Origin of the sequence: Thalassolituus sp. ST750PaO-4 (assembly GCF_020320405.1) — a bacterium.
Classification (GTDB): domain Bacteria; phylum Pseudomonadota; class Gammaproteobacteria; order Pseudomonadales; family Oceanobacteraceae; genus Venatoribacter; species Venatoribacter alkanivorans.
Window position 1 is genome coordinate 56,168 of the sequence record NZ_JABVCB010000008.1, and the last position, 18,894, is coordinate 75,061.

Genomic DNA, 18,894 nt, shown 5'->3' on the forward strand with positions numbered 1-18,894 from the left:
TTTAAGCCGGCTGAACTTAGACAAGCCAGCATAAAAAACAGGCATAAAAAAACGGGCTTTAACGCCCGTTTTTTTATCCCCGCATTTACAGGTGCTATTCAAACACCTCATGCCCGGTCGGCTCAAAGCGTTCAACGCCATTAGCCTGTAAACGGAAGTCGGAAATATCTTTCATGACGACCCGGCGGGCACGGTTAATGCCGCCAATAGGGCGGTGTTCTTCCAGGCTGTGCCACGGGTTAAAGGAGATATTTTCGCAGAATTGTTTTTGCGCCTCTGAGGTAAAACTCTGTGGTGGAATATTAATCCGCGCCAGTGGAATAAAGGGCGAGTCATCTTCATCCCAGCTGATCAGGGCGTTTTCGGTCGGATTATCCTTGGGGTCTTTTTGCAGCTGAATTAAAAAGTCGAGACAGGCGCTGCCTTTGCTCAGCTGCTCAGCAAGGTTTTCTGCAAGGTAATCATCGGAGTCGGTCATCTGGCCCGGATTATCGGAGCAGGTACGCAGCGCATAGCGCACGACCGTTGGGTAAGTCTGTACGCCATCGCTGCCTTCCAGTGGCAGGCCCAGGGCATAGGGCGTTACGCTGTTCCATTTAACATTCAGCGGATTATTGTAGACCTTGGCGCCGCGCAGAATATTCCAGGCGCCGCGCGGATGGGTCAGTAAAAAGCTCAGGCGCTTGCCATTAAAGTTGGCATCAAAAAAATCAAAAAACTGCTGAGGGTTGGCGGCAAAGAAAGCATCGTGGCCCAGGAATAAAAAGTCCTGGCTGTGTTGCTCATCGCCGGGTAACGGCAAGCGGTTGCCTTCAACCTGAGTCAGTTTCAGCGCCAGACCGCGGAAGTCTTTTTCTTTATCGCTGGTAATTTCTTCCACCGAGTTGGAAAAACGCATCCATAGAGGGTAGCTGGCGGCCGGCTGAAAAATGCCATGACGGTAGCGCTCATCAATCTGTTCGTTAACAACCAGGTTGCCACGGATACAGCCGTTATCTTTGGGATGGGTGTCACGCAGGATATTGTCGCTGGCGTATTGTTCTTTCAGGTGGTCGGTGAGCAGGGTGCTGATGTCTTTGAATAATACTTCTTCACCTTTAACCGGCAGTTCCTGTCCTAAAGGCAGGTCCGGCGTTTTGGTGCAGGCGCTGAGGGTTAATAGAGTACAGCCCAACAGCAGAGCAGAAGATCGGCGTAAACCGGGTGCGATGGCTCGCATGATAAGTTCCTTTTATCGTTGAATTCCTGTTGTTTCTGCGGCGCTGATGTTATTCGCCGCGTGCGTGCCAGTGTAACTCCGCCACAGCCGAAATCCTATGCAATGCCGTGGCAATGGCGCGGATTGGCAGATGCTTTCTCCAGGGGGCGTTACTGATGTGCTTTATTAATGTGCCTTACGTTGGCCGGCAATAGCGTGGGTCTGCATTTTTTGTCCGGCGCGGATAAATTCCAGGTCAATGCCATCACCCGGGCGCAACGCAGCAATCTGGTTCATGGCACTGCGGGCGTTGGCAGCATCCTGATTATTAATCCGTACCAGAATATCGCCGATGGCGAGTTTCGCCTGATCAGCAGGCCCGTCGGGATAAATACCGGTAACGATCAGGCCGGTTAACGCCTGTGGCAGACTGAGGGCGGTGAGCAGTTGCGGCGTGGATTCCTGCACCTCAATGCCGAGCCAGCCACGAATCGTGGTGCCGTGGGTAGCAATATCGGTCAGGGTGCGGCTGGCCACTTCAGCAGGAATGGCAAAGCCAATGCCCTGACTGCCGCCGGATTTGGAGAAAATGGCGGTATTTAAGCCGACCAGCTCGCCATGAGCATTAATCAGGGCGCCGCCGGAATTACCGGGGTTAATGGCAGCGTCGGTCTGGATATAATCTTCGTAGGTGTTTAATCCCAGCTGGTTACGGCCGGTGGCGGAAACGATGCCGAGGGTTACCGTCTGACCAACGCCAAAGGGGTTACCGATGGCGAGTACCACATCACCGATGCGCAGCTGACTGTCGTGGGCGACCTGAATCTGTGGCAGATTTTCCAGCTCAATTTTCAGTACAGCGAGGTCGGCTTCGGGGTCGGTGCCGACCACGGTGGCATTAACCTCACGGCCATCGTGCAGGGCGACCACAATCTGGTCGGCACCATGAATCACATGATTGTTGGTCAGCACATAGCCGTCAGGCGACATAATGACACCCGAGCCCAAACTGGATTGCATACGTTCGCTGGGTTCAGGATTGGTGCGGAAAAAACGCTGGAAAAAAGGATCATCAAACAGCGGATGGGTTTTGCGCCGTACCAGTTTGCGGGTAAAAATATTCACCACCGCTGGTGCTGCCCGGTCAACGGCATCGGCATAGCTGACCGGGCCGCTCTGGGTGATGCTGTTGCCGGTGGCGTTTTGCTCCGGCATCGGACCGATTCCGGCAAGCGGGGCATAGGTTACCGCCGGGGCTTTGGGAGTGGCTGGTGTAACCAGATCCGGCGCCCAGAGCAGGACGGCAAAGGCGACAACCAGACCAACCAGAACCGGTATGACCAGTGTATTCACAATGAACTGAGCAGAACGCATTTGCTGTGAATCCCCCGTAACCCATAAACTGGGCTGACACTATAAACCGGCATTTTATCAGAATATAAATGAGGGCCATATCATGGTTGAGCGCCGCCAATTACTGAAGCACCTTGACTCACTCTTACAAACAGAGCGCTTTCGCGATTATTGCCCTAATGGTCTGCAGGTGGCAGGGCGTGAACATATCAGCCATATCGTTACCGGTGTTACCGCCAGTCAGGCGTTAATCGATGCCGCTATTGAGCGTGGTGCTGATACGATTCTGGTGCACCATGGTTATTTCTGGAAAGGAGAAGATGAGCGTATTACCGGCATTAAACGTGAGCGTCTGAAAGCGTTGCTGGTTAATGACATCAACCTGATTGCCTATCATCTGCCCCTCGACGGTCATCCGGTTTACGGCAATAACGTGCAGCTGGCCGATGTTCTTGGACTGCAGATTGATGGCCCGCTGAGTGAAGACGACCCCAGCATTCCGGGCCATATCGGGCGTTTACCCCGGCCAATGAGCGGCAAAGAATTCAGCGCCTGGCTGGGTGAATGCCTGCAGCGCGAGCCCCTGCACATCGGCGAAGAAACCGACACCATCGAAACCATTGGCTGGTGCACCGGTGGCGCTCAGGGTTATTTGCAGGTGGCCGTTAATGCCGGCGTCGATGCCTATTTAACCGGTGAAATCAATGAACCGGCGGTGCATCTGGCGCGTGAAACCGGCACCCACTTTTTCAGCGCTGGCCATCACGCAACCGAGCGTTACGGCGCCAAAGCGCTGGGGGAATATCTGGCGGATGAGTTTGGTCTGAATGTGGAGTTCGTCGATATCGACAATCCGGTGTAAGACTGCGGCTTGCCGTAGCTGGTGGTAAGGGCTGAGCGTTGCCGGCACTGGAAAGCCTTAAAGAGCTCCCAGCTGTCCGACCACGCCGGATAAAATCATCCTGCTGTTTGCTACAACATCATCGATAGATAACTTATACCCGCTTTTCATCCAGTCGATAGCGCTGAAGGCCATTGCCCCGCAAACAGAGTACCCCAGCGCTTCCAGTCTGGCTCTGGGCATACTGGCCGGAAACCGGGACGTCGCCAGAGTGTCTATCATCAGCAGGCCGAAAGACCGGGTCTGGTTCATATGAATTGCATCCACACTGTCACTGATTCCCAGAACCTCCAGCATTGTAATCTGTGCAAAGGCCGGGTTGCTGACTTCCCGGTAAAAACAGTACAGCCCCTTATTTATAAAATCGTTAATGTCAGTGCTTTCTTTCAGCGTCTGCAGGAGTTCTTTCCGGAAGCCCGACATCAGTTGCTGATAGCAGGCAATCAGCAGTGCCTCGGTGCTTTCGAAGGATTCGTAGAAGTAACGGCTGGTCAGGCCTGCTTCGCTACAGATTGCTCTGACACTGCTGTTATGGAAGCCCTGGCTGCCAAATAAACGGATGCCAGCGGCGATGATCTGTTGCTGCCTCAGCTTCTGGCGCTCCTCCGAAGAACACCCGGCATATTTCTTACCCAGCATTGGGGATGATGAACTACTCACTTGGTTCCCTTTTTACATTTGACAACGCGTGTAGTCAGATTTAATCTGACTACCAATGTTGTCAGTTTACTCCCTTACGGTGGTTGGGATAAACCGTCAGCAGGCATAGCAAGAAGATAAAAATAATGAATACCTCTCCGCTTGTATTGATCCGCTGTGTGGGCAGAGAGAATGGTGATGGTCTGCTGCGAAACCTCATCTGTCTGATGAGGCCGCATTTATCTGATTATCCGTAAATCTCAGAAAGGGTTCAGGCGTGCATAAAATAAAAAAAATATTTGTAACCGGAGCCAATGGCTTTATTGGCCGGGCAATCATGGAGCGTTACAAACAGAAAGGCATTGATATCTGTGGCGTCGATATTGCGGCCGATCCTTCCCGCAACGTTGTGCGCGGTGATGTTTCCAATGCCGGAGAATGGCAGGAACATGCAAAAGGTTGCGACATCATTTTTCATACAGCCGCTGTCGTTTCAAATACGGCATCAGCGGACATGTATCAGAAGGTGAGTGTTGGCAGTGTGAAGCAGGTGGTTGCTGCTGCAAAAAAACATCATATTGCACGCGTTGTTCATATTTCCTCAATTGCAGCATATGGACTGAACTTTGATGCTGATCAGGATGAAAACTGCAGTATCTCGGTTCTGAGTGGATCTTCATATTGTGATGCCAAAGCAGCGAGCGAACACGGCTTTCTGGCGGCTCATGCCGCAGGGGATATCTGCACAACGATAATTCGTCCGGGAGATGTCTATGGTCCGGGGTCCAGACCTTGGGTTCTGATTCCTCTGACGATGATCAGTAAAAAGCAATTTGTTTTACCAGCCATGGGCAGAGGGATATTCAGCCCTGTTTATATTGATAATCTGGTGGATGGTATTGTTCTGGCTGCTGAAAAAGAAAGTGGTAAAGGCCAGATTTTCAATATAACCGATGGTGCAGGCATAGAATGCAGAGAATTTTTTAACAATCATTACAAATGGCTTGGGAAAAACACCGGGCCAGTCTGCTTACCCACACGTGTCGCCGAAGGTATAACCAGTGTCGGGTCGTTTATTTTTAATACGGTATTAAATGCCAATACTGAAATAGACCGGAGTTCTCTGGCGATGCTGTCAAGAAAGGCCACCTATTCCATTGATAAAGCCAGAGACATGCTTGGTTACGTACCTGTGGTATCTCTTACCGAAGGAATGGCAAGAACAGAAGCTTGGCTGAAAGAAAACCGTGGGGTTTTATAAGTTTCCTTAGCAAAATCGCCCTCAGCGGTTTACAGCCTGCCATGCACTGCCAGGCCGTTCTTAAATATACTAAAAGGGTGCTGTGTGAACGTTGTATTGATAACAGGATCTTCAAGCGGCCTTGGTATGCATCTGGTCGGTGTATTTCTGGCTAAAGGATACCGAGTGGCCGCATCTGCCAGGAATATGGATCTTCTTCGCCAGAAAGCTGAAGAAGAAAAATGGCCTTCAAATAACCTGCTCTTACTCCGGCTGGATGTAACGTCAGGAGCTGATTGGTCTGATGCTGTCTCCGGGGTGCTGAGTAAGTGGAAGAGTATCGATATATTGCTGAATGTGTCCGGTTACCTTCAGGCTGGTCGGGTTTATGAGCAGGATGAAGAAGAAATACACCGGCATATAGATACGAATGTAAAAGGTTTAATGCTTGGTTGCCGGTTATTGGTACGGCAAATGATTCAGCAACGATCAGGGCATATTATTAACATTGCATCAACCGCAGCGCTTTCTCCTGTACCTGGTCTGGCTCTTTATAGTGCTTCAAAATTTGCGGTAAGAGCATTCAGTATTGCTCTTGCAAAAGAAGTAAGGCCATTGGGTATTCGTGTGAGTGTTCTTTGCCCTGATGCAATTGAAACACCGATGTTAAAGAAACAGGAGAATGCTGCTTCAGCGGCTTTGACTTTTTCGGGTGGGAATGTTCTTTCTGTTAATGATGTTTCTGATGCCATATTGCATCATTTTGTCCATAAGAAAAAACTTGAATATGGTATGCCGAAAGGCAGGGTCTTTATGGCTAAGGTAGCCAATATCTTTCCTGAGCGCTTTAGCTGGATTGAACGATATTTAAAACATAAAGGGCGTAGTGCTCAGAGAAAAAGAAGTCTCAGGCAGGACAGGTTCTGATCTTTTTTCATCTTTCCACATTAGTGAAATAACGGTACCGGATATGTTTGATTACATTATTGTAGGCGCAGGATCTGCAGGCTGTGTGCTGGCAAATCGCTTATCTGAAGATAAAAATAACCGGGTCTGCCTGATTGAGGCGGGCGATACCGATAAAAGCTACTGGATCAGAGACTGTAATCCTTTCAATATGCTGGTTCTGATGAATAGCGGTAAATATAACTGGCTTTATAAAACTGAACAGGATGACAATAATTCTCAGCGGTCATATTTCTGGCCCCGCGGTAAGGTTATGGGAGGATCAAGCTCAATCAATGCAATGATTTATACGCGAGGACATCCCTGCGACTATGATGGCTGGGAAGAGCAGGGGAATCCTGGCTGGGGCTATGAGTCTGTTCTGCCATATTTTAAAAAATCAGAGCGACAGATCAGAGGGGGAGACGGGTTTCATGGTGTCGATGGTGAAATGGATGTCTCTGATACAAATTATCATCTTCCGGTTTGCGATGCATTTATTGATGCCTGCGCAGAGGCCGGGTTCAGAACGACAGGTGATTTCAATGGTGCAGAACAGGAAGGCTGTGGTTATTTTCAGGTAACGCAGACCCCGGAGGGGAAACGTGCCAATTCCTCCACATCATTTCTCGATCCTGTGGAAAACAGATCAAATCTGGTCATCCTTAAGAAAACGCATGTTACCAGGGTTTTATTTGATGAACGTGGGGAATCGCCAGCCGCATGTGGTGTTGAAATTTACAATGCCAGAAAGGGAATAAGAGAATCGTTATTGGCCAGAGAGGTCATTATCTCTGCGGGTGTTATTAATTCACCACAAATACTGAAGCTATCAGGTATCGGGCCATCTGCTGAGCTTGAAAAGCATGGCATCAGAGTTATTAAAGATCTTCCTGGCGTCGGTGAAAACCTGCAGGATCATCCGGATATTCTGTTGCGCTATCAGACGGCTAACGATGGGACACTCGTAATGGCTCCCTGGAGTAAGTCGTTCTGGGCATTTGTCGGGCGTTATCTGAATCGTACCACGCCGCTGTTATTTACCCCGACCGATTGTGGTGGATTTATTAAATCGGATGAGCATCAGCCGTTGCCTGATTTGCAGCTGCAGTTTGCCGCCGTGAGGATGAGTCCTCATGGACGGGATCTGATGCTGCCGATGAAGGCGGGTTATGTGTTGCACGTTTGTCATCTCCGCCCGAAAAGCCGCGGGCGGGTGTTGTTGAGGGATAATAATCCTTTAAGCAAAGCAAAAATTGAAGCCAATTATTTTGCTGATAACACGGAGCTGAATGCATTGGTGAATGGTGTGAAAATCGCCCGCCGGATTATGGAACAGCCCGCTTTCAGGGCCTATAAAGGCAAGGAGGAAGCGCCAGGGATCTCTGTTCAGACGGATGACGAAATACGTGACTATATCCGCTCTCATGTTGAAACCGTGTACCACACGGCCGGCTCCTGCAAAATGGCTGCTCTGGCGGATGGAGGTGTTGTTGATCCGGAGTTGAGAGTGCATGGTGTTACTGGCCTGCGGGTTATTGATTCATCAATAATGCCCTCGATTACGGGAAGCAATATTCACGCACCGACCGTTATGATTGCTGAAAAGGGAGCTGATTTTATTCTCAGGCGTAGCGCGCAACCCACGGGAGCTGAATATTCAGTGCAGGAGCCGGCTTGATGCAATCATTCAGAAATGTTCCGGTTTTATCCGCAGCCGGATAAATTTATTGCTCGCTTTCTATTTGCCGCACCAGTCCCATAATCATGCGCATACCGGTGCTGACCAGTGTCTGCTGCGAGGCACTGCAACCGCTCTGCAGCCAGTAGGTAGTTACCTGACGCATGGCGCCGATAAAGCCCATTCCCAGCAGTGCATACTCGTCATCACTGAGTTGCCAGTGCGGGTGTACGGTACGCGCCAGTGTCATCACCATATTGGCAAAATCCTGCATATAGCCGTGATAGAAACGGTCGGTCGCTGCACTGACGCCTTCCAGCTCCAGCATACAGACCCGTGCGACACGGGCGTCCTGCATGGCACTGAAAAAGGCCGCCAGTCCTTGTTGTGCCAGCACTTCAATCTGCCCGCCGGGCTGCGCCTGAGAGAAAGCGTTAAACAGCTGCTGTTTGATGCTGTCCATGCACTGGCCGTATACCGCCTGCAGCAGGCCTTCGAGATTACCGAATTCGCTGTAAAAGTAACGGTCGGTCAGCTGCGCCTGACGGCACAGGCCACGCACGGTGGCATTGCGGAAGCCTTCGGTACCGAACACCTCAAGCCCGGCCTGCAGAAACTGCTGGCGCCGCTGGGCTTTGCGTTGCTGCTGGCTCTGGCCGCCATAGGTGCGTCCGCCTGTTCTGGCTGCCGGAGTATCGCTTGTGGTGTTATCGCCGTTGCTGGCGGTGGATTTACCCATCGGAAAAATTGTCCGGAAATGACTCGTATAGCAATTTGACGACAAGTGTCCTCAGAAGTAAAGTGATGACATCTGTCGTCAGATTTACTGGCGTGTGCAATATAACAATAAAATTTCCGGCCGGTGCCGGGCGAAGAGGTCCGTATGTCCAGTTATGGTGTGATCATTATCGGCAGTGGCTTTGGTGGTCAGTGTGCCGCCATCAATCTTAAAAAACGTGGCATTGACGATTTTATTATTCTCGAGCGGCGTGAATTTATGGGCGGTACCTGGGCACAGAATACCTATCCCGGTGCTGCGGTGGATGTGCAGTCGCCGCTGTATTCCATTGAGTCCGAGCCGTATGACTGGTCGCAGATGTTTGCCGAACAGCACGAACTGCAGCAGTACACGAATCATGTGATTGATAAACACAGCCTGCGGGAAAAGACCCTCACCCACGCCAATGTTGAAAAAATTGAATGGCACGAAGCTGATCAGCGCTGGCACGTGCATGTCGATGGTAAAGGCGTGCTGCAGGCACGTTTTGTTATCAATGCCTCCGGGCCATTAAGTACCCCGGTGATTCCGGAGTTTAAAGGCCGTGACAGCTTTAAAGGAAAAGCTTTCCACACCAATAACTGGGATCATGATTACGACTATAAAGGTAAACGGGTCGCGATTATCGGCAGCGGTGCCAGCGCCGCACAGATTATTCCTGCCATAGCGGCCGATGTTGCTCATCTGCATATCTTTCAGCGCACGCCGCACTGGGTGTTGCCGCGTCCGGATTATGTGTTTAAAAACTGGCAGCGTAAGTTGCTGCGCAACCGTGGTATTTACCGCGCCCTGCGCGAAGCCATTTACTGGGGGTTGGAAAGCCGCGTAATCGGCTTTAAATACTCTTCCCTGATGCTGGAATTGCTGGCAGGCCGTAAAGCCCGTGCGCATATTAAAAAGCAGATTAAAGACCCGGTTCTGCAGCAGAAAGTCACGCCGGATTTTACCATCGGCTGTAAGCGCGTCATTTTATCCGACACGCTGTACCCGGCTTATTGCCGCGACAACGTTACCCTGCACGATAAAACCGATGGCATTGGTGAAATTAATGAGAGCGGCATTAAAACCAGCCATGGCGATCAGGTGGATCTGGATCTGATCATTTATTCCACCGGTTATGACGCCACCGATGGCGTAATCTCTTATCCGGTTATCGGTCGTAACCAGCAGACGCTGGCGGATGTCTGGGCGGATTTTCCGCGCGCCTATTTAGGTACATCGGCACCGGGTTTCCCTAACCTGTTTATTGTTACCGGCCCGAATACCGGTATTGGTCATACCTCGGCGATTTTTATTATCGAAGCGCAGATGAATTACATCATGAAGGCGATCGAGGAAGTCGGCCGCCGGCAGAAAAATCTGATCGAAGTAAAAGCCAGTGCCGAAGACAGCTACACCCGCCATATCCATGCCGAGATGGCCAAAACCGTCTGGCAGCAGGGCGGCTGTAACAGCTGGTATAAGAGCAAAAGCGGTAAGGTGATTGCGATGTTTCCGGGCTTCAGTTTTACCTTCCGTCGCTGGACTAAAAACTTCCGCGTCAAAGATCACGACTTTGCCTGATCGAACCTGTTAAGTGCAGGGCTGTGCGGGTATAAAAACGCGATAACAATAAAATAGACAAGGTAAGGTTATGAAAAAAATCAGTCTGTTAATTCTGCCGCTGGTGCTGGCTCTGGTGGTCGGTATGCTTAACGGTGCCTACGGCCGGGTCGGCCACTGGCTGTATGCTAACGTCACCGATCTCGAAGCCTCTGCTTATGGTTTTGAGCAAAGCGCGGTGGATATCGGCGATATGGAACTGGCACTGTACAGCAACAGCAATCCGGGCAAACCGGTGATCGTGATGCTGCACGGTTACAGTGCCGATAAAGATGTATGGCCACGTTTTGCCAAGCATTTTGTCGACGACTATCGGGTGATTATTCCGGATATGGCCGGTCATGGTGATACCGGTTTTGATGCCAGCTGGGATTACAGCATGCCGGCTCAGGCCAAACGTCTGGCGGCGTTGCTGGATAAACTGGATATCGCTCAGGCACATGTTATCGGTAATTCGATGGGGGGCTTTTTAACCGCCACCTTCGCCATTGCTTATCCGGAACGGACGCTGTCGGCCACTATGGTTGACCCGGCCGGGGTTATGTCGCCGGAGCCGAGCGATATGTTCAAAATGCTGAATCAGGGCCACAATCCTTTCCTGATTCATAACCGTGCAGAGTTCGACAGCTTCTATGCCATGACCATGGCGCAGCCGCCATTCCTGCCGGGAATGGTGCTGGAAGCCATGTCGGATAAATACATTGAGCGCCGCAGCGAGCTGGAAAAAATCTTCGCCGATTTCCATTCCAGCGATTACCTCGAAGAAAAACTGGCTGACCTGAAAGCACCGGCCATGCTCTGGTGGGGTGATAAAGACCGCTTACTGCATGTGAGCTCGGTATCGGTGTGGGAAGCGGGCGTTCCTCAGCTGAAGACACATATCTTTAATGGCATCGGTCATATGCCGATGGTGGAAGTCGCGTCTGAAGCCGCGGATCTGTACCGTGACTTCCTGCAGCAGGTGCCGGCTCAGATCGCTGCCGAATAAGGCTCCCGAATAAGCCCTGCTGTTCAAACACAAAGCGCCGCCCGGTTTCCGGACGGCGTTTTTTTTGCCTTGTTACAAGGCAGTGCTGTAGCTGCGTGCGCCCTGAATTGGTGCGTCAGGGGCCTAGCTCCCGCCTGTTCTGCAGCGTCGTTTCCCGCCAATTGGTCTTACCCTGAGACAATGCGCCCGTCCGACGGATTACATACCTGCAGCGTTGTTGTCACACGTTTTTGCACCAATTCGTGACTCAAAGTGGACTTTCCGGTCAGAAATTGGCGCTAAGCTTGCGTGAAGGTTGTCTTCATCCTGCCAATGTGTAATGTTCGCGCCCTTGTCCGTTTGTGCGCGCCAAGCCCTATATATGAAGAACTCCAACGCTGCTCTTGAGCTGATCAACATCCACAAATGCTACGGTAATCTTGAAGTGCTGAAAGGCGTCAGCCTGACCGCGCAGAAGGGTGACGTTATCTCGATTCTCGGCTCCAGTGGCTCCGGTAAAAGCACGCTGCTGCGCTGCATTAACCTGCTGGAACGCCCGAATCAGGGCGAGATCATTATCGGTAATGAACAGCTGGCACTGATTCCGGACAAAAACGGTGAACTGAAAGCGCAGGACAAGCGCCAGCTCGAACGCCTGCGTTCGCGCCTGGGCTTTGTTTTCCAGCAGTTCAACCTCTGGCCACATATGACCATCCTGCAGAACCTGATCGAAGCACCGGTGCACGTATTAAAGGTGCCGCGTGATGTTGCCGTTGCACGGGCACAGGAATTGCTGCGCAAGGTCGGTCTGGCTGACAAACAGGACGCCTATCCGGGACATCTTTCCGGTGGGCAGCAACAACGTGTGGCCATTGCCCGCACACTGGCAATGGATCCGCAGGTATTGCTGTTTGATGAGCCGACATCTGCCCTGGACCCTGAGCTGGTCAACGAGGTGCTGGCGGTGATGCGCGAACTGGCCGAAGAAGGCCGGACGATGCTGATCGTGACGCACGAAATGCGCTTTGCGCGTGAAGTGTCCAGCTCTGTGGTTTTCCTGCATCAGGGACAGATTGAAGAAACAGGCTCGCCGGAAAAGGTATTCGATAACCCCGAATCCCAGCGCGTACGCGATTTTATGGCGAGTCATCAGGCCTGATTGGTCTGCTTTATTATCTATTGCTGAGGATTAACACCATGCAAAAATTCGTTGCCACTCTGTGCCTGGCGGCCAGCGTTATGCTGTCGCCATTCGCCTCTGCCGAAAAAATCCGCATCGCTTCTGAAGGGGCTTACGCACCGTTCAATATGATCGATGCCAATGGCAATCTGGTCGGTTTTGATATCGATATCGCCAAAGCCCTGTGTGCCGAAATGAAAGCCGAGTGCGAAATCGTGGCGCAGGACTGGGATGGCATTATTCCGGGTCTGATGGCACGTAAATACGATGCCATTATTGCCTCTATGTCGATCACCAAAGAACGTCTGCGCGTGGTGAATTTTACCAATAAGTATTACACCAACAGCCTGGCGTTTGTGGCTGCCAAAGGCAAAACCCTGGACACCAGCATGGATGGCCTGAAAGGCCTCAGCGTTGGAGCACAGCGCGCGACGATTTCCGGCCAGACGCTGGAAGATAAATACAGCGACGTGGTGAATGTAAAACTGTACGACACTCAGGATAACGCTTACCTCGATCTGGCTGCTGGCCGTATCGACGCCATCCTGTCGGATAAATTCCCGGCCTATGACTGGCTGCAAAGCAAAGACGGCGCGAATTTCGAATTTAAAGGTGCCGATCTGGATATCGATGACAAAATCGGTATCGCGGTGCGTAAAGGCGACAAACTGCAGGAACGTCTGAATAAAGCGCTGGATGCCATTGTTGCCAACGGCACCTACAAAGAAATTAACGCTAAATATTTCCCGTTTGATATTTACTGAGCGAACGCTGCTCAGAGGTAAGCCGATGAATTATATGACACACCAGGACGACGCTGCATGCTGATGGATTTACAGGGCTTTGGCCATCTGTTACTCAGCGGAGCGCTGATGACCATTCAGCTGGCACTGGCCAGCTTAGCCATCGGACTGGTGATCGGCTTACTGGGGGCGGCAGCCAAGCTGTCACCTTCACCGTTTCTGCGTATTCCGGCCACGCTGTACACCACACTGGTGCGCGGCGTGCCGGAATTATTGCTGGTATTAACCCTGTATTACGGCGGCGCTCAGCTGCTGATGTGGGGCGCCAGCTTTTTTGGTTATGACGAATACATCGAAGTAGGCGCTTTTGCCGCCGGTGTTGCAGCTCTGGCCATTGCCTTTGGTGCTTACGCCACGGAAGTATTCCGTATGGCGATGCTGGAAGTACCCAAAGGCCAGTGGGAGTCGGCACAGTCGATGGGCATGAGCCGCGGGCAAACCTTCTTCCGCATTATTTTTCCACAGGTGTGGCGTCTGGCCATTCCCGGACTGGGCAATTTATTTCAGGTACTGCTGAAAGATACCGCACTGGTATCGGTGATTGGTCTGAATGAATTAATGCGTCAGGCCAGTGTGGGTTCTGCAGCAACCAAACATCCTTTTGATTTTTATCTGGCAGCCGCCATTCTGTATCTGGCGCTGACCCTGTTGGCGACGCTGGTGACCGAAATTCTTGAGCGTCTGAGTAAACCTGAATTACGTGGACGACGGGCATGAACTGGGACTGGTCTGTAATCTGGGATTATTTCCCACGCCTGCTGGAAGGCGCCTGGCTGACATTAGAACTGGTCGGTTTATCCGGCCTGTTCGGTATTCTGATGGCGGTGCCTCTGGCATTAATGCGCGCTTCAACGCAGCCGCTGCTTAAAGGTCTGGCCTATGGCTATATCTTTTTCTTCCGTGGCACGCCACTGCTGGTACAGATATTCCTGATTTATTACGGTGCTTCGCAGTTTGATGCGGTGAAAGACTCGTTCCTCTGGCCGATTCTGAAAGAACCTTACTGGTGCGCCATTATTGCTTTCACCATGAATACTTCGGCCTACAGCGCAGAATTAATCCGTGGTGCCATTCAGGCAATTCCCCATGGCGAAATTGAAGTCGCCGACGCGCTGGGCATGAACCGGCTGACCAAAATCCGCCGTATTATTCTGCCAAGAGCGCTGGGTATTGTACTGCCGGCCTACAGCAACGAATTTCTGTTAATGCTGAAAAGCAGTGCGCTGGCCTCGACCATTACCCTGCTGGATATTACCGGTATGGCGCGCACGATTATTGCCCGTACTTATACGCCGCTGGAGATTTTCTTCGCCGCCGGCATGATGTACCTGGTGATGTCGGCCGTGCTGATCGGCTTATTCCGGTTGATGGAGTTAAGGGTTAACCGGCATAAATACATCAGCCGGGAAGGCTGATAAATACCCATAAAAGTCTGCTTTAGCAACTGCTGTCCCACAGTTTTAATCAGCATCATAGCTGACAAAAACAGCATTTTTTAACATCCAGGCCCAACGCCTCCCAGGGGAACTTATTCCCCTTGCCGGCGGGCTTTATACCTGACCGCCATGGATGGCGGAAATGCATGTTTTGCAGGAGCAAAAACAGGCCCAGCTTCGCGCTTTCTGGGCCGTCACCCTTGAAACCTTGATATTTACTGGCCGCGCGCCTCATCGGCCATCCATGGCCGGAGCCGCTTGTCCGCATCCCTGCGGACAGACCAGACATATCTGCGGTTTCTGCAGCGGCCCCAGAGGCGCAGAAAACCATCACCGCACTGCCGCTTTTCAGATCAAACGCATTTTTTAAATATCATGTCTCAAACACGGTTTCCGTTGAAATACGGCTGAGCGGATTGCTTAAACCGGCGATCGTGCGGCGCCAGACAACCAGATGATTCTGCGGCCTTCAGAGCAAAACCCTGCCCCGGAACGATACAAATTATTGGTATTTTAAAACGTCGTTCCGGGGCGAATTGTTTTGCGTGCCGCATAATCATTGCAGTTGGCTGGATGAAGCCGGACGCGCCGAAAAGAAAGGATCGGAAGGAGATACCTCTCCTTGCAGGGGGCCAGGGGCTTGCCCCGGAAAGGCGTTTCAGATTGAAAAATAGTAGTCGATGAATGCTGCAGTTTGGAGTGACACAATTCCACTCCAAACTGTGGGACAGCAGTGGCTTTGGCAGTTTTTTTTATCTTCGCTATCCGGGAGCGATTAATTCTTAGCCTCCATCATCGCGATTCTGATTCCGGTCGCAATCAGGGTTAGACCTGCGGTTTTATTAATCGCATTAACCACCCGTGCTTTCAGTTGTTTGCGTGCCAGATGATTCCCCATATAGCTGAATGTGCTGTACACCAGCAGGTCGGCGAGCAGGCAGGAAGCCCCCATAATTAATAGCTGCAGCAGCACAGGTTCCGCCGGATCAATAAACTGCGGCAGCAGAGCAGAAAAATAGAGCAGTGCCTTGGGATTGGCGAGCTGTACGATTAATCCCTGATAAAACAGCTTGCCGGGTCTGCTCACCTTTTGCTCACGGCTGAGATTAATGGGCCCGGCGTTGCTGAATATGGCACTCAGCCCCAGATAGAACAGGTAGGCAACGCCAACCCATTTAATCAGGGCGAACAGTGTGGCCGAGGCAATAATTAACGAGGCAATACCGGTGGCAGACAGCGAAAAATACAACACATCAGCGCAGGCGATGCCCAGCACGCCAAAAAAGGCTTTGCCTTGCGGGTGGCTGGCACCCTGACTGGCTGCGGTGATAGCAGAAGGGCCGGGCACCATGATTAACATAACCGTGGTTGCCAGAAAAATCAGGTAGAGTCCGCTGTCCAAAATTGTATTCCTGCCGGTTACTGTGTTGTCAGAGTTTTGTGGCTTTTGGCTGCAGGCTGTGACAGTCGCGCCAGTTCAGCCCAGCCTGTTGCTGCAGGGTCTGCAGTGCGGCTAAATTGGCCAGCGCCCGCGGGTGGATATCGTGGTACAGAATAATACCGCGACGCCATAACAGCATCAGGGTAATCACCCGGTCTTCAACGTCTTTATCGCTTAATTTTCGGTTCCAGTCCTGACTGTCGATATTCCACAGCATCACGCCTTCACCCGCCTGCTTTAGTGCGGCGGTCAGAGCTTCGCTGCGCTGACCGTAAGGCGGGCGGAACCAGTATGGGCCCGGCTGGTAATCATTCAGACGGGTGCGCGTGGTGTTAATGGAATCGGCCCAGCCGTCCCATTTCTGGTGGCTTTTGTGCACCTCGCCGTGGGAACCCAGACACTGACTGGCGTAAAAATCTTCAGGTGCTTTCTGCTGTTTAATGCGTTCGCCCAGTGCGAAAAACTGTGCACGCATACCGGCACTTTCCAGTGCTTTAACCAGCTGCTCAGTGCCGTTTACTTTTACACCCTCTTTTAAGCGGTCGGGTGCCGGGCCGTCATCATAGCTCAGCAGAAACTGACGGTCGGGTAATTCAAAACCATCCACCTCGTGCTGATTAAAGGTGTGAATTTCACTGGTAATGCGCGGGAATAATGCCGCCAGACGCACCTGTTCATACAGGTAACGTAAGTGAAATGCTTCACTGGCTTTGGCCCAATTCTGATACTCCCCGGTAACGGGCCGTTGGCTGACGGCGGTTAATGTCGCCCAGCTGGCGGACGCGGCACACTGACCACAGGCCTGTGCGTAGTTAGTCTGCAGCCGCTGCCGGGTTTTCTCCAGCCAGCGCTGCACGCTGGCGGCATCGGGCTTATCGACGGCGGTGAAGATTTTGATGTCAGCTTCGTTGCTCAGCGGCGTCGCTTCCAGCAAGCGGGCGAAGGTCAGAATTTCGGCGGCGGAAGCGCGGTCAAACGCTGCGGCGCTGGTTAACGGTTGTGGCCACAGGCTGCGCTCCAGCGTGGCGACTTTAGCGGGGCCGGCGGCCTGAGTGAGCGGACTGATGATCAGGCCCAGTAGCAGTGGGAAAATAAAACGCATGGAATATCCTTTTGACGATGCGGAGTGATATCGGCGCAGATGGAATAAAAAACCCCGCAGACGCGGGGTTTTAAGTGTCAGCCTTACTGCTGATTCAGTTTTTCCTGCATCCGTGTGATGCCACTGTCGTAAGCGCTGTGCTCGCGCAGAGATTTGGCTTTGCGGAAGTTATCCAGCGCATCCTGCCAGCGGCCACTGGCTTCATAAATACGGGCAATGTTGTAGTAGCTGCTGGCCTGAACCCGCGCCTTGCTGTTACCGGACGCCAGTTCGATCGCTTTGCGGTTAGCCCACAGCGCTTCGGCGGTACGGTTCAGTTTCTGATAAGTCAGACCCAGGTTGCTGTAGGCCTGACCAAAGCTTGGGTAAAGGTTAACGGCATCCTGGAAGGCGTACATAGCTTCTTCCAGTTTCTTCTCGCCATAGAGTTTTTCGCCACGGGTATTAATCCGCTTGGCTTCTTTCTTGATGGCGTCCGTGATCAGTGAGTGGCTCTCGAAGGATTCTGCGCTGATCAGGCTGTTCAGGTGCGAGGCCAGACCTTCACGGTTCAGGCTCAGGTACTGATCAATATCGTGGAAGGCGCCGTTTTCATCAATGCCGAACACCACCCAGCTGGAGGCGGTCTGCTGCGGTTTCACGTTATAGGTACGGATCAGCGTCTGGCCAACATACACCTGCACTCGGGCGCTGCTGTTACCCAGGGCTTTGGAGGTTTTGCTGCTGTGGTTGCTGTAATCGTGCACCGCGTAAACGTAGCGTTCGCCGTTATGTTTTTGCTCGATGGTGATGGTTTCCGGACCATAGCTGTTGGTGTCATCCACATCCAGATTGGCATCACGGCCCTGTTTTTTCACGTAGAACACGTGGTTCGCCGGGTAGGTCAGGTGAGAGTCCAGATCGGATGGTGTGCTACCCCAGGTCAGTACCACGCGCAGACCATCGAGGTTCTGCATTACCGGTGACAGGGCGTAGGTAAAGCCATCACACGGGCACTTCACAACCAGCGTGGAGTAACCGGCTTTGTCGATAATCATGGTGGTGTCGCTGTCGTCGGCCAGGGTGCTGCTGGCGCTGGCGACACCGTTGGCAGTCGATGTGGCGCTTACAGAGCTTTCACCGTTGCGCTGCCAGGTGATTTTGGCATCGGCGATTTTTTCGTCTTTAACCACGGCGCTCAGCACTTTGACTTCCAGTGCAGCAGCAGGCAAAGCCAGTGAGGTTGCCAGCAGCAGGCTGCTGAGGCGTAAGCAGGATTTGAACATGGGGTCTTCCTTTATTAACAGTCCTGGAATTGTCACTTCGGCTCGCTCCGGGTTGAGCCGAATGAAGACCGCAGATTCTAGCTGCAACCTCTATCAATAACTACCTTGACGATAAGGACCCGTTCACACTATCTGAATCCGGCTTGCTGAAAGTCTGTTTTTCAGGACTGGCCCCGGAACCTTCATGCTCCTGTCTCAGAGGACTTTGCACCCATCAGCTCCCTCTGCGGGCAGAACCAGATGCCGCGCGTGCAGGACTAGGGCCGGCGGGCGCTTGCTGCTATAATCGCGCCCCAAATTTTTTCATCGCCAGCAGGGCCCGGTTCAGCGCGTAAGCCTTACACGCTGAACCGGCACCGCGGG

17 protein-coding genes are annotated in these 18,894 nt (G+C 52.1%); 10 read left to right on the forward strand and 7 right to left on the reverse strand.

What is annotated here, in order from left to right; genetic code table 11:
* Window positions 1–94: 94 nt before the first annotated feature.
* Window positions 95–1,219: a hypothetical protein gene (locus tag HUF18_RS09695; protein ID WP_225692053.1), complete on the reverse strand. Its 1,125-nt coding sequence runs from the start codon at window positions 1,217–1,219 to the stop codon at window positions 95–97.
* A 165-nt stretch (window positions 1,220–1,384) separates the two neighbouring features.
* Window positions 1,385–2,572 (reverse strand): trypsin-like peptidase domain-containing protein, encoded by a 1,188-nt coding sequence (locus HUF18_RS09700; RefSeq protein ID WP_145469954.1) that lies wholly within the window; start codon window positions 2,570–2,572, stop codon window positions 1,385–1,387.
* 82 nt (window positions 2,573–2,654) lie between these two features.
* Here HUF18_RS09700 and HUF18_RS09705 point away from each other — a divergent pair, with 82 nt between their 5' ends.
* A complete protein-coding gene (locus HUF18_RS09705; RefSeq protein WP_186435981.1) occupies window positions 2,655–3,413 on the forward strand; it encodes a Nif3-like dinuclear metal center hexameric protein in 759 nt (252 codons plus the stop codon).
* 57 nt (window positions 3,414–3,470) lie between these two features.
* Here HUF18_RS09705 and HUF18_RS09710 read toward each other — a convergent pair whose 3' ends face one another.
* Window positions 3,471–4,112: a TetR/AcrR family transcriptional regulator gene (locus HUF18_RS09710; RefSeq protein WP_225692054.1), complete on the reverse strand. Its 642-nt coding sequence runs from the start codon at window positions 4,110–4,112 to the stop codon at window positions 3,471–3,473.
* Window positions 4,113–4,368: 256 nt separating this feature from the next.
* Between HUF18_RS09710 and HUF18_RS09715 the strand changes: the two genes are divergently transcribed.
* The 3 genes from HUF18_RS09715 (at window position 4,369) to HUF18_RS09725 (ending at window position 7,957) form a co-directional block, all read left to right on the forward strand.
* Complete coding sequence (locus tag HUF18_RS09715; RefSeq protein WP_225692055.1) at window positions 4,369–5,352, forward strand: NAD-dependent epimerase/dehydratase family protein; 984 nt, start codon at window positions 4,369–4,371, stop codon at window positions 5,350–5,352.
* 84 nt (window positions 5,353–5,436) lie between these two features.
* The gene (locus HUF18_RS09720; RefSeq protein ID WP_225692056.1) at window positions 5,437–6,258 is read left to right on the forward strand and encodes an SDR family oxidoreductase; all 822 of its coding nucleotides are present in this window, start codon (window positions 5,437–5,439) and stop codon (window positions 6,256–6,258) included.
* A 43-nt stretch (window positions 6,259–6,301) separates the two neighbouring features.
* Window positions 6,302–7,957: a GMC family oxidoreductase gene (locus HUF18_RS09725; protein ID WP_225692057.1), complete on the forward strand. Its 1,656-nt coding sequence runs from the start codon at window positions 6,302–6,304 to the stop codon at window positions 7,955–7,957.
* A gap of 46 nt (window positions 7,958–8,003) precedes the next feature.
* On the opposite strand, the gene HUF18_RS09730 is transcribed toward HUF18_RS09725, so the two are convergent.
* On the reverse strand, window positions 8,004–8,696 hold the full coding sequence (locus HUF18_RS09730) for a TetR/AcrR family transcriptional regulator (RefSeq protein WP_145469948.1): 693 nt from the start codon (window positions 8,694–8,696) through the stop codon (window positions 8,004–8,006).
* 144 nt (window positions 8,697–8,840) lie between these two features.
* Between HUF18_RS09730 and HUF18_RS09735 the strand changes: the two genes are divergently transcribed.
* The 6 genes from HUF18_RS09735 (at window position 8,841) to HUF18_RS09760 (ending at window position 14,702) form a co-directional block, all read left to right on the forward strand.
* Window positions 8,841–10,298, forward strand: coding sequence for a flavin-containing monooxygenase (locus HUF18_RS09735; RefSeq protein WP_145469947.1), 1,458 nt, complete (start codon window positions 8,841–8,843; stop codon window positions 10,296–10,298).
* A gap of 70 nt (window positions 10,299–10,368) precedes the next feature.
* Complete coding sequence (locus tag HUF18_RS09740; RefSeq protein WP_222428587.1) at window positions 10,369–11,325, forward strand: alpha/beta fold hydrolase; 957 nt, start codon at window positions 10,369–10,371, stop codon at window positions 11,323–11,325.
* A 361-nt stretch (window positions 11,326–11,686) separates the two neighbouring features.
* The gene (locus HUF18_RS09745) at window positions 11,687–12,463 is read left to right on the forward strand and encodes an ABC transporter ATP-binding protein (protein WP_145469946.1); all 777 of its coding nucleotides are present in this window, start codon (window positions 11,687–11,689) and stop codon (window positions 12,461–12,463) included.
* 38 nt (window positions 12,464–12,501) lie between these two features.
* Window positions 12,502–13,248 carry an ABC transporter substrate-binding protein gene (locus tag HUF18_RS09750; protein WP_225692058.1) on the forward strand — a complete coding sequence of 249 codons (747 nt, stop codon included), beginning with the start codon at window positions 12,502–12,504 and terminating at the stop codon, window positions 13,246–13,248.
* A 57-nt stretch (window positions 13,249–13,305) separates the two neighbouring features.
* The gene (locus HUF18_RS09755; RefSeq protein ID WP_225692059.1) at window positions 13,306–14,004 is read left to right on the forward strand and encodes an ABC transporter permease; all 699 of its coding nucleotides are present in this window, start codon (window positions 13,306–13,308) and stop codon (window positions 14,002–14,004) included.
* On the forward strand, window positions 14,001–14,702 hold the full coding sequence (locus tag HUF18_RS09760) for an ABC transporter permease (protein ID WP_145469944.1): 702 nt from the start codon (window positions 14,001–14,003) through the stop codon (window positions 14,700–14,702). The genes HUF18_RS09755 and HUF18_RS09760 overlap by 4 nt, the downstream gene beginning before the upstream one ends.
* 796 nt (window positions 14,703–15,498) lie before the next feature.
* Here HUF18_RS09760 and HUF18_RS09765 read toward each other — a convergent pair.
* From HUF18_RS09765 to HUF18_RS09775, 3 genes are all read right to left on the reverse strand, one after another.
* Window positions 15,499–16,125, reverse strand: coding sequence for a LysE family translocator (locus HUF18_RS09765; protein WP_225692060.1), 627 nt, complete (start codon window positions 16,123–16,125; stop codon window positions 15,499–15,501).
* 28 nt (window positions 16,126–16,153) lie between these two features.
* Complete coding sequence (locus tag HUF18_RS09770; protein WP_225692061.1) at window positions 16,154–17,266, reverse strand: polysaccharide deacetylase family protein; 1,113 nt, start codon at window positions 17,264–17,266, stop codon at window positions 16,154–16,156.
* An 83-nt stretch (window positions 17,267–17,349) separates the two neighbouring features.
* Window positions 17,350–18,531: a YfaP family protein gene (locus HUF18_RS09775; protein ID WP_225692062.1), complete on the reverse strand. Its 1,182-nt coding sequence runs from the start codon at window positions 18,529–18,531 to the stop codon at window positions 17,350–17,352.
* Window positions 18,532–18,894 lie beyond the last annotated feature (363 nt).

Excerpts from the sequence above, each read along its gene's own strand:
- HUF18_RS09745 (WP_145469946.1), top strand. The coding sequence starts at position 11,687 with ATGAAGAACTCCAACGCTGCTCTTGAGCTGATCAACATCCACAAATGC.
- HUF18_RS09725 (WP_225692057.1), top strand. The coding sequence starts at position 6,302 with ATGTTTGATTACATTATTGTAGGCGCAGGATCTGCAGGCTGTGTGCTG.
- HUF18_RS09705 (WP_186435981.1), top strand. The coding sequence starts at position 2,655 with ATGGTTGAGCGCCGCCAATTACTGAAGCACCTTGACTCACTCTTACAA.
- HUF18_RS09695 (WP_225692053.1), bottom strand. The coding sequence starts at position 1,219 with ATGCGAGCCATCGCACCCGGTTTACGCCGATCTTCTGCTCTGCTGTTG.
- HUF18_RS09755 (WP_225692059.1), top strand. The coding sequence starts at position 13,306 with ATGCTGATGGATTTACAGGGCTTTGGCCATCTGTTACTCAGCGGAGCG.
- HUF18_RS09775 (WP_225692062.1), bottom strand. The coding sequence starts at position 18,531 with ATGTTCAAATCCTGCTTACGCCTCAGCAGCCTGCTGCTGGCAACCTCA.
- HUF18_RS09730 (WP_145469948.1), bottom strand. The coding sequence starts at position 8,696 with ATGGGTAAATCCACCGCCAGCAACGGCGATAACACCACAAGCGATACT.
- HUF18_RS09750 (WP_225692058.1), top strand. The coding sequence starts at position 12,502 with ATGCAAAAATTCGTTGCCACTCTGTGCCTGGCGGCCAGCGTTATGCTG.
- HUF18_RS09760 (WP_145469944.1), top strand. The coding sequence starts at position 14,001 with ATGAACTGGGACTGGTCTGTAATCTGGGATTATTTCCCACGCCTGCTG.
- HUF18_RS09700 (WP_145469954.1), bottom strand. The coding sequence starts at position 2,572 with ATGCGTTCTGCTCAGTTCATTGTGAATACACTGGTCATACCGGTTCTG.
- HUF18_RS09770 (WP_225692061.1), bottom strand. The coding sequence starts at position 17,266 with ATGCGTTTTATTTTCCCACTGCTACTGGGCCTGATCATCAGTCCGCTC.
- HUF18_RS09740 (WP_222428587.1), top strand. The coding sequence starts at position 10,369 with ATGAAAAAAATCAGTCTGTTAATTCTGCCGCTGGTGCTGGCTCTGGTG.
- HUF18_RS09735 (WP_145469947.1), top strand. The coding sequence starts at position 8,841 with ATGTCCAGTTATGGTGTGATCATTATCGGCAGTGGCTTTGGTGGTCAG.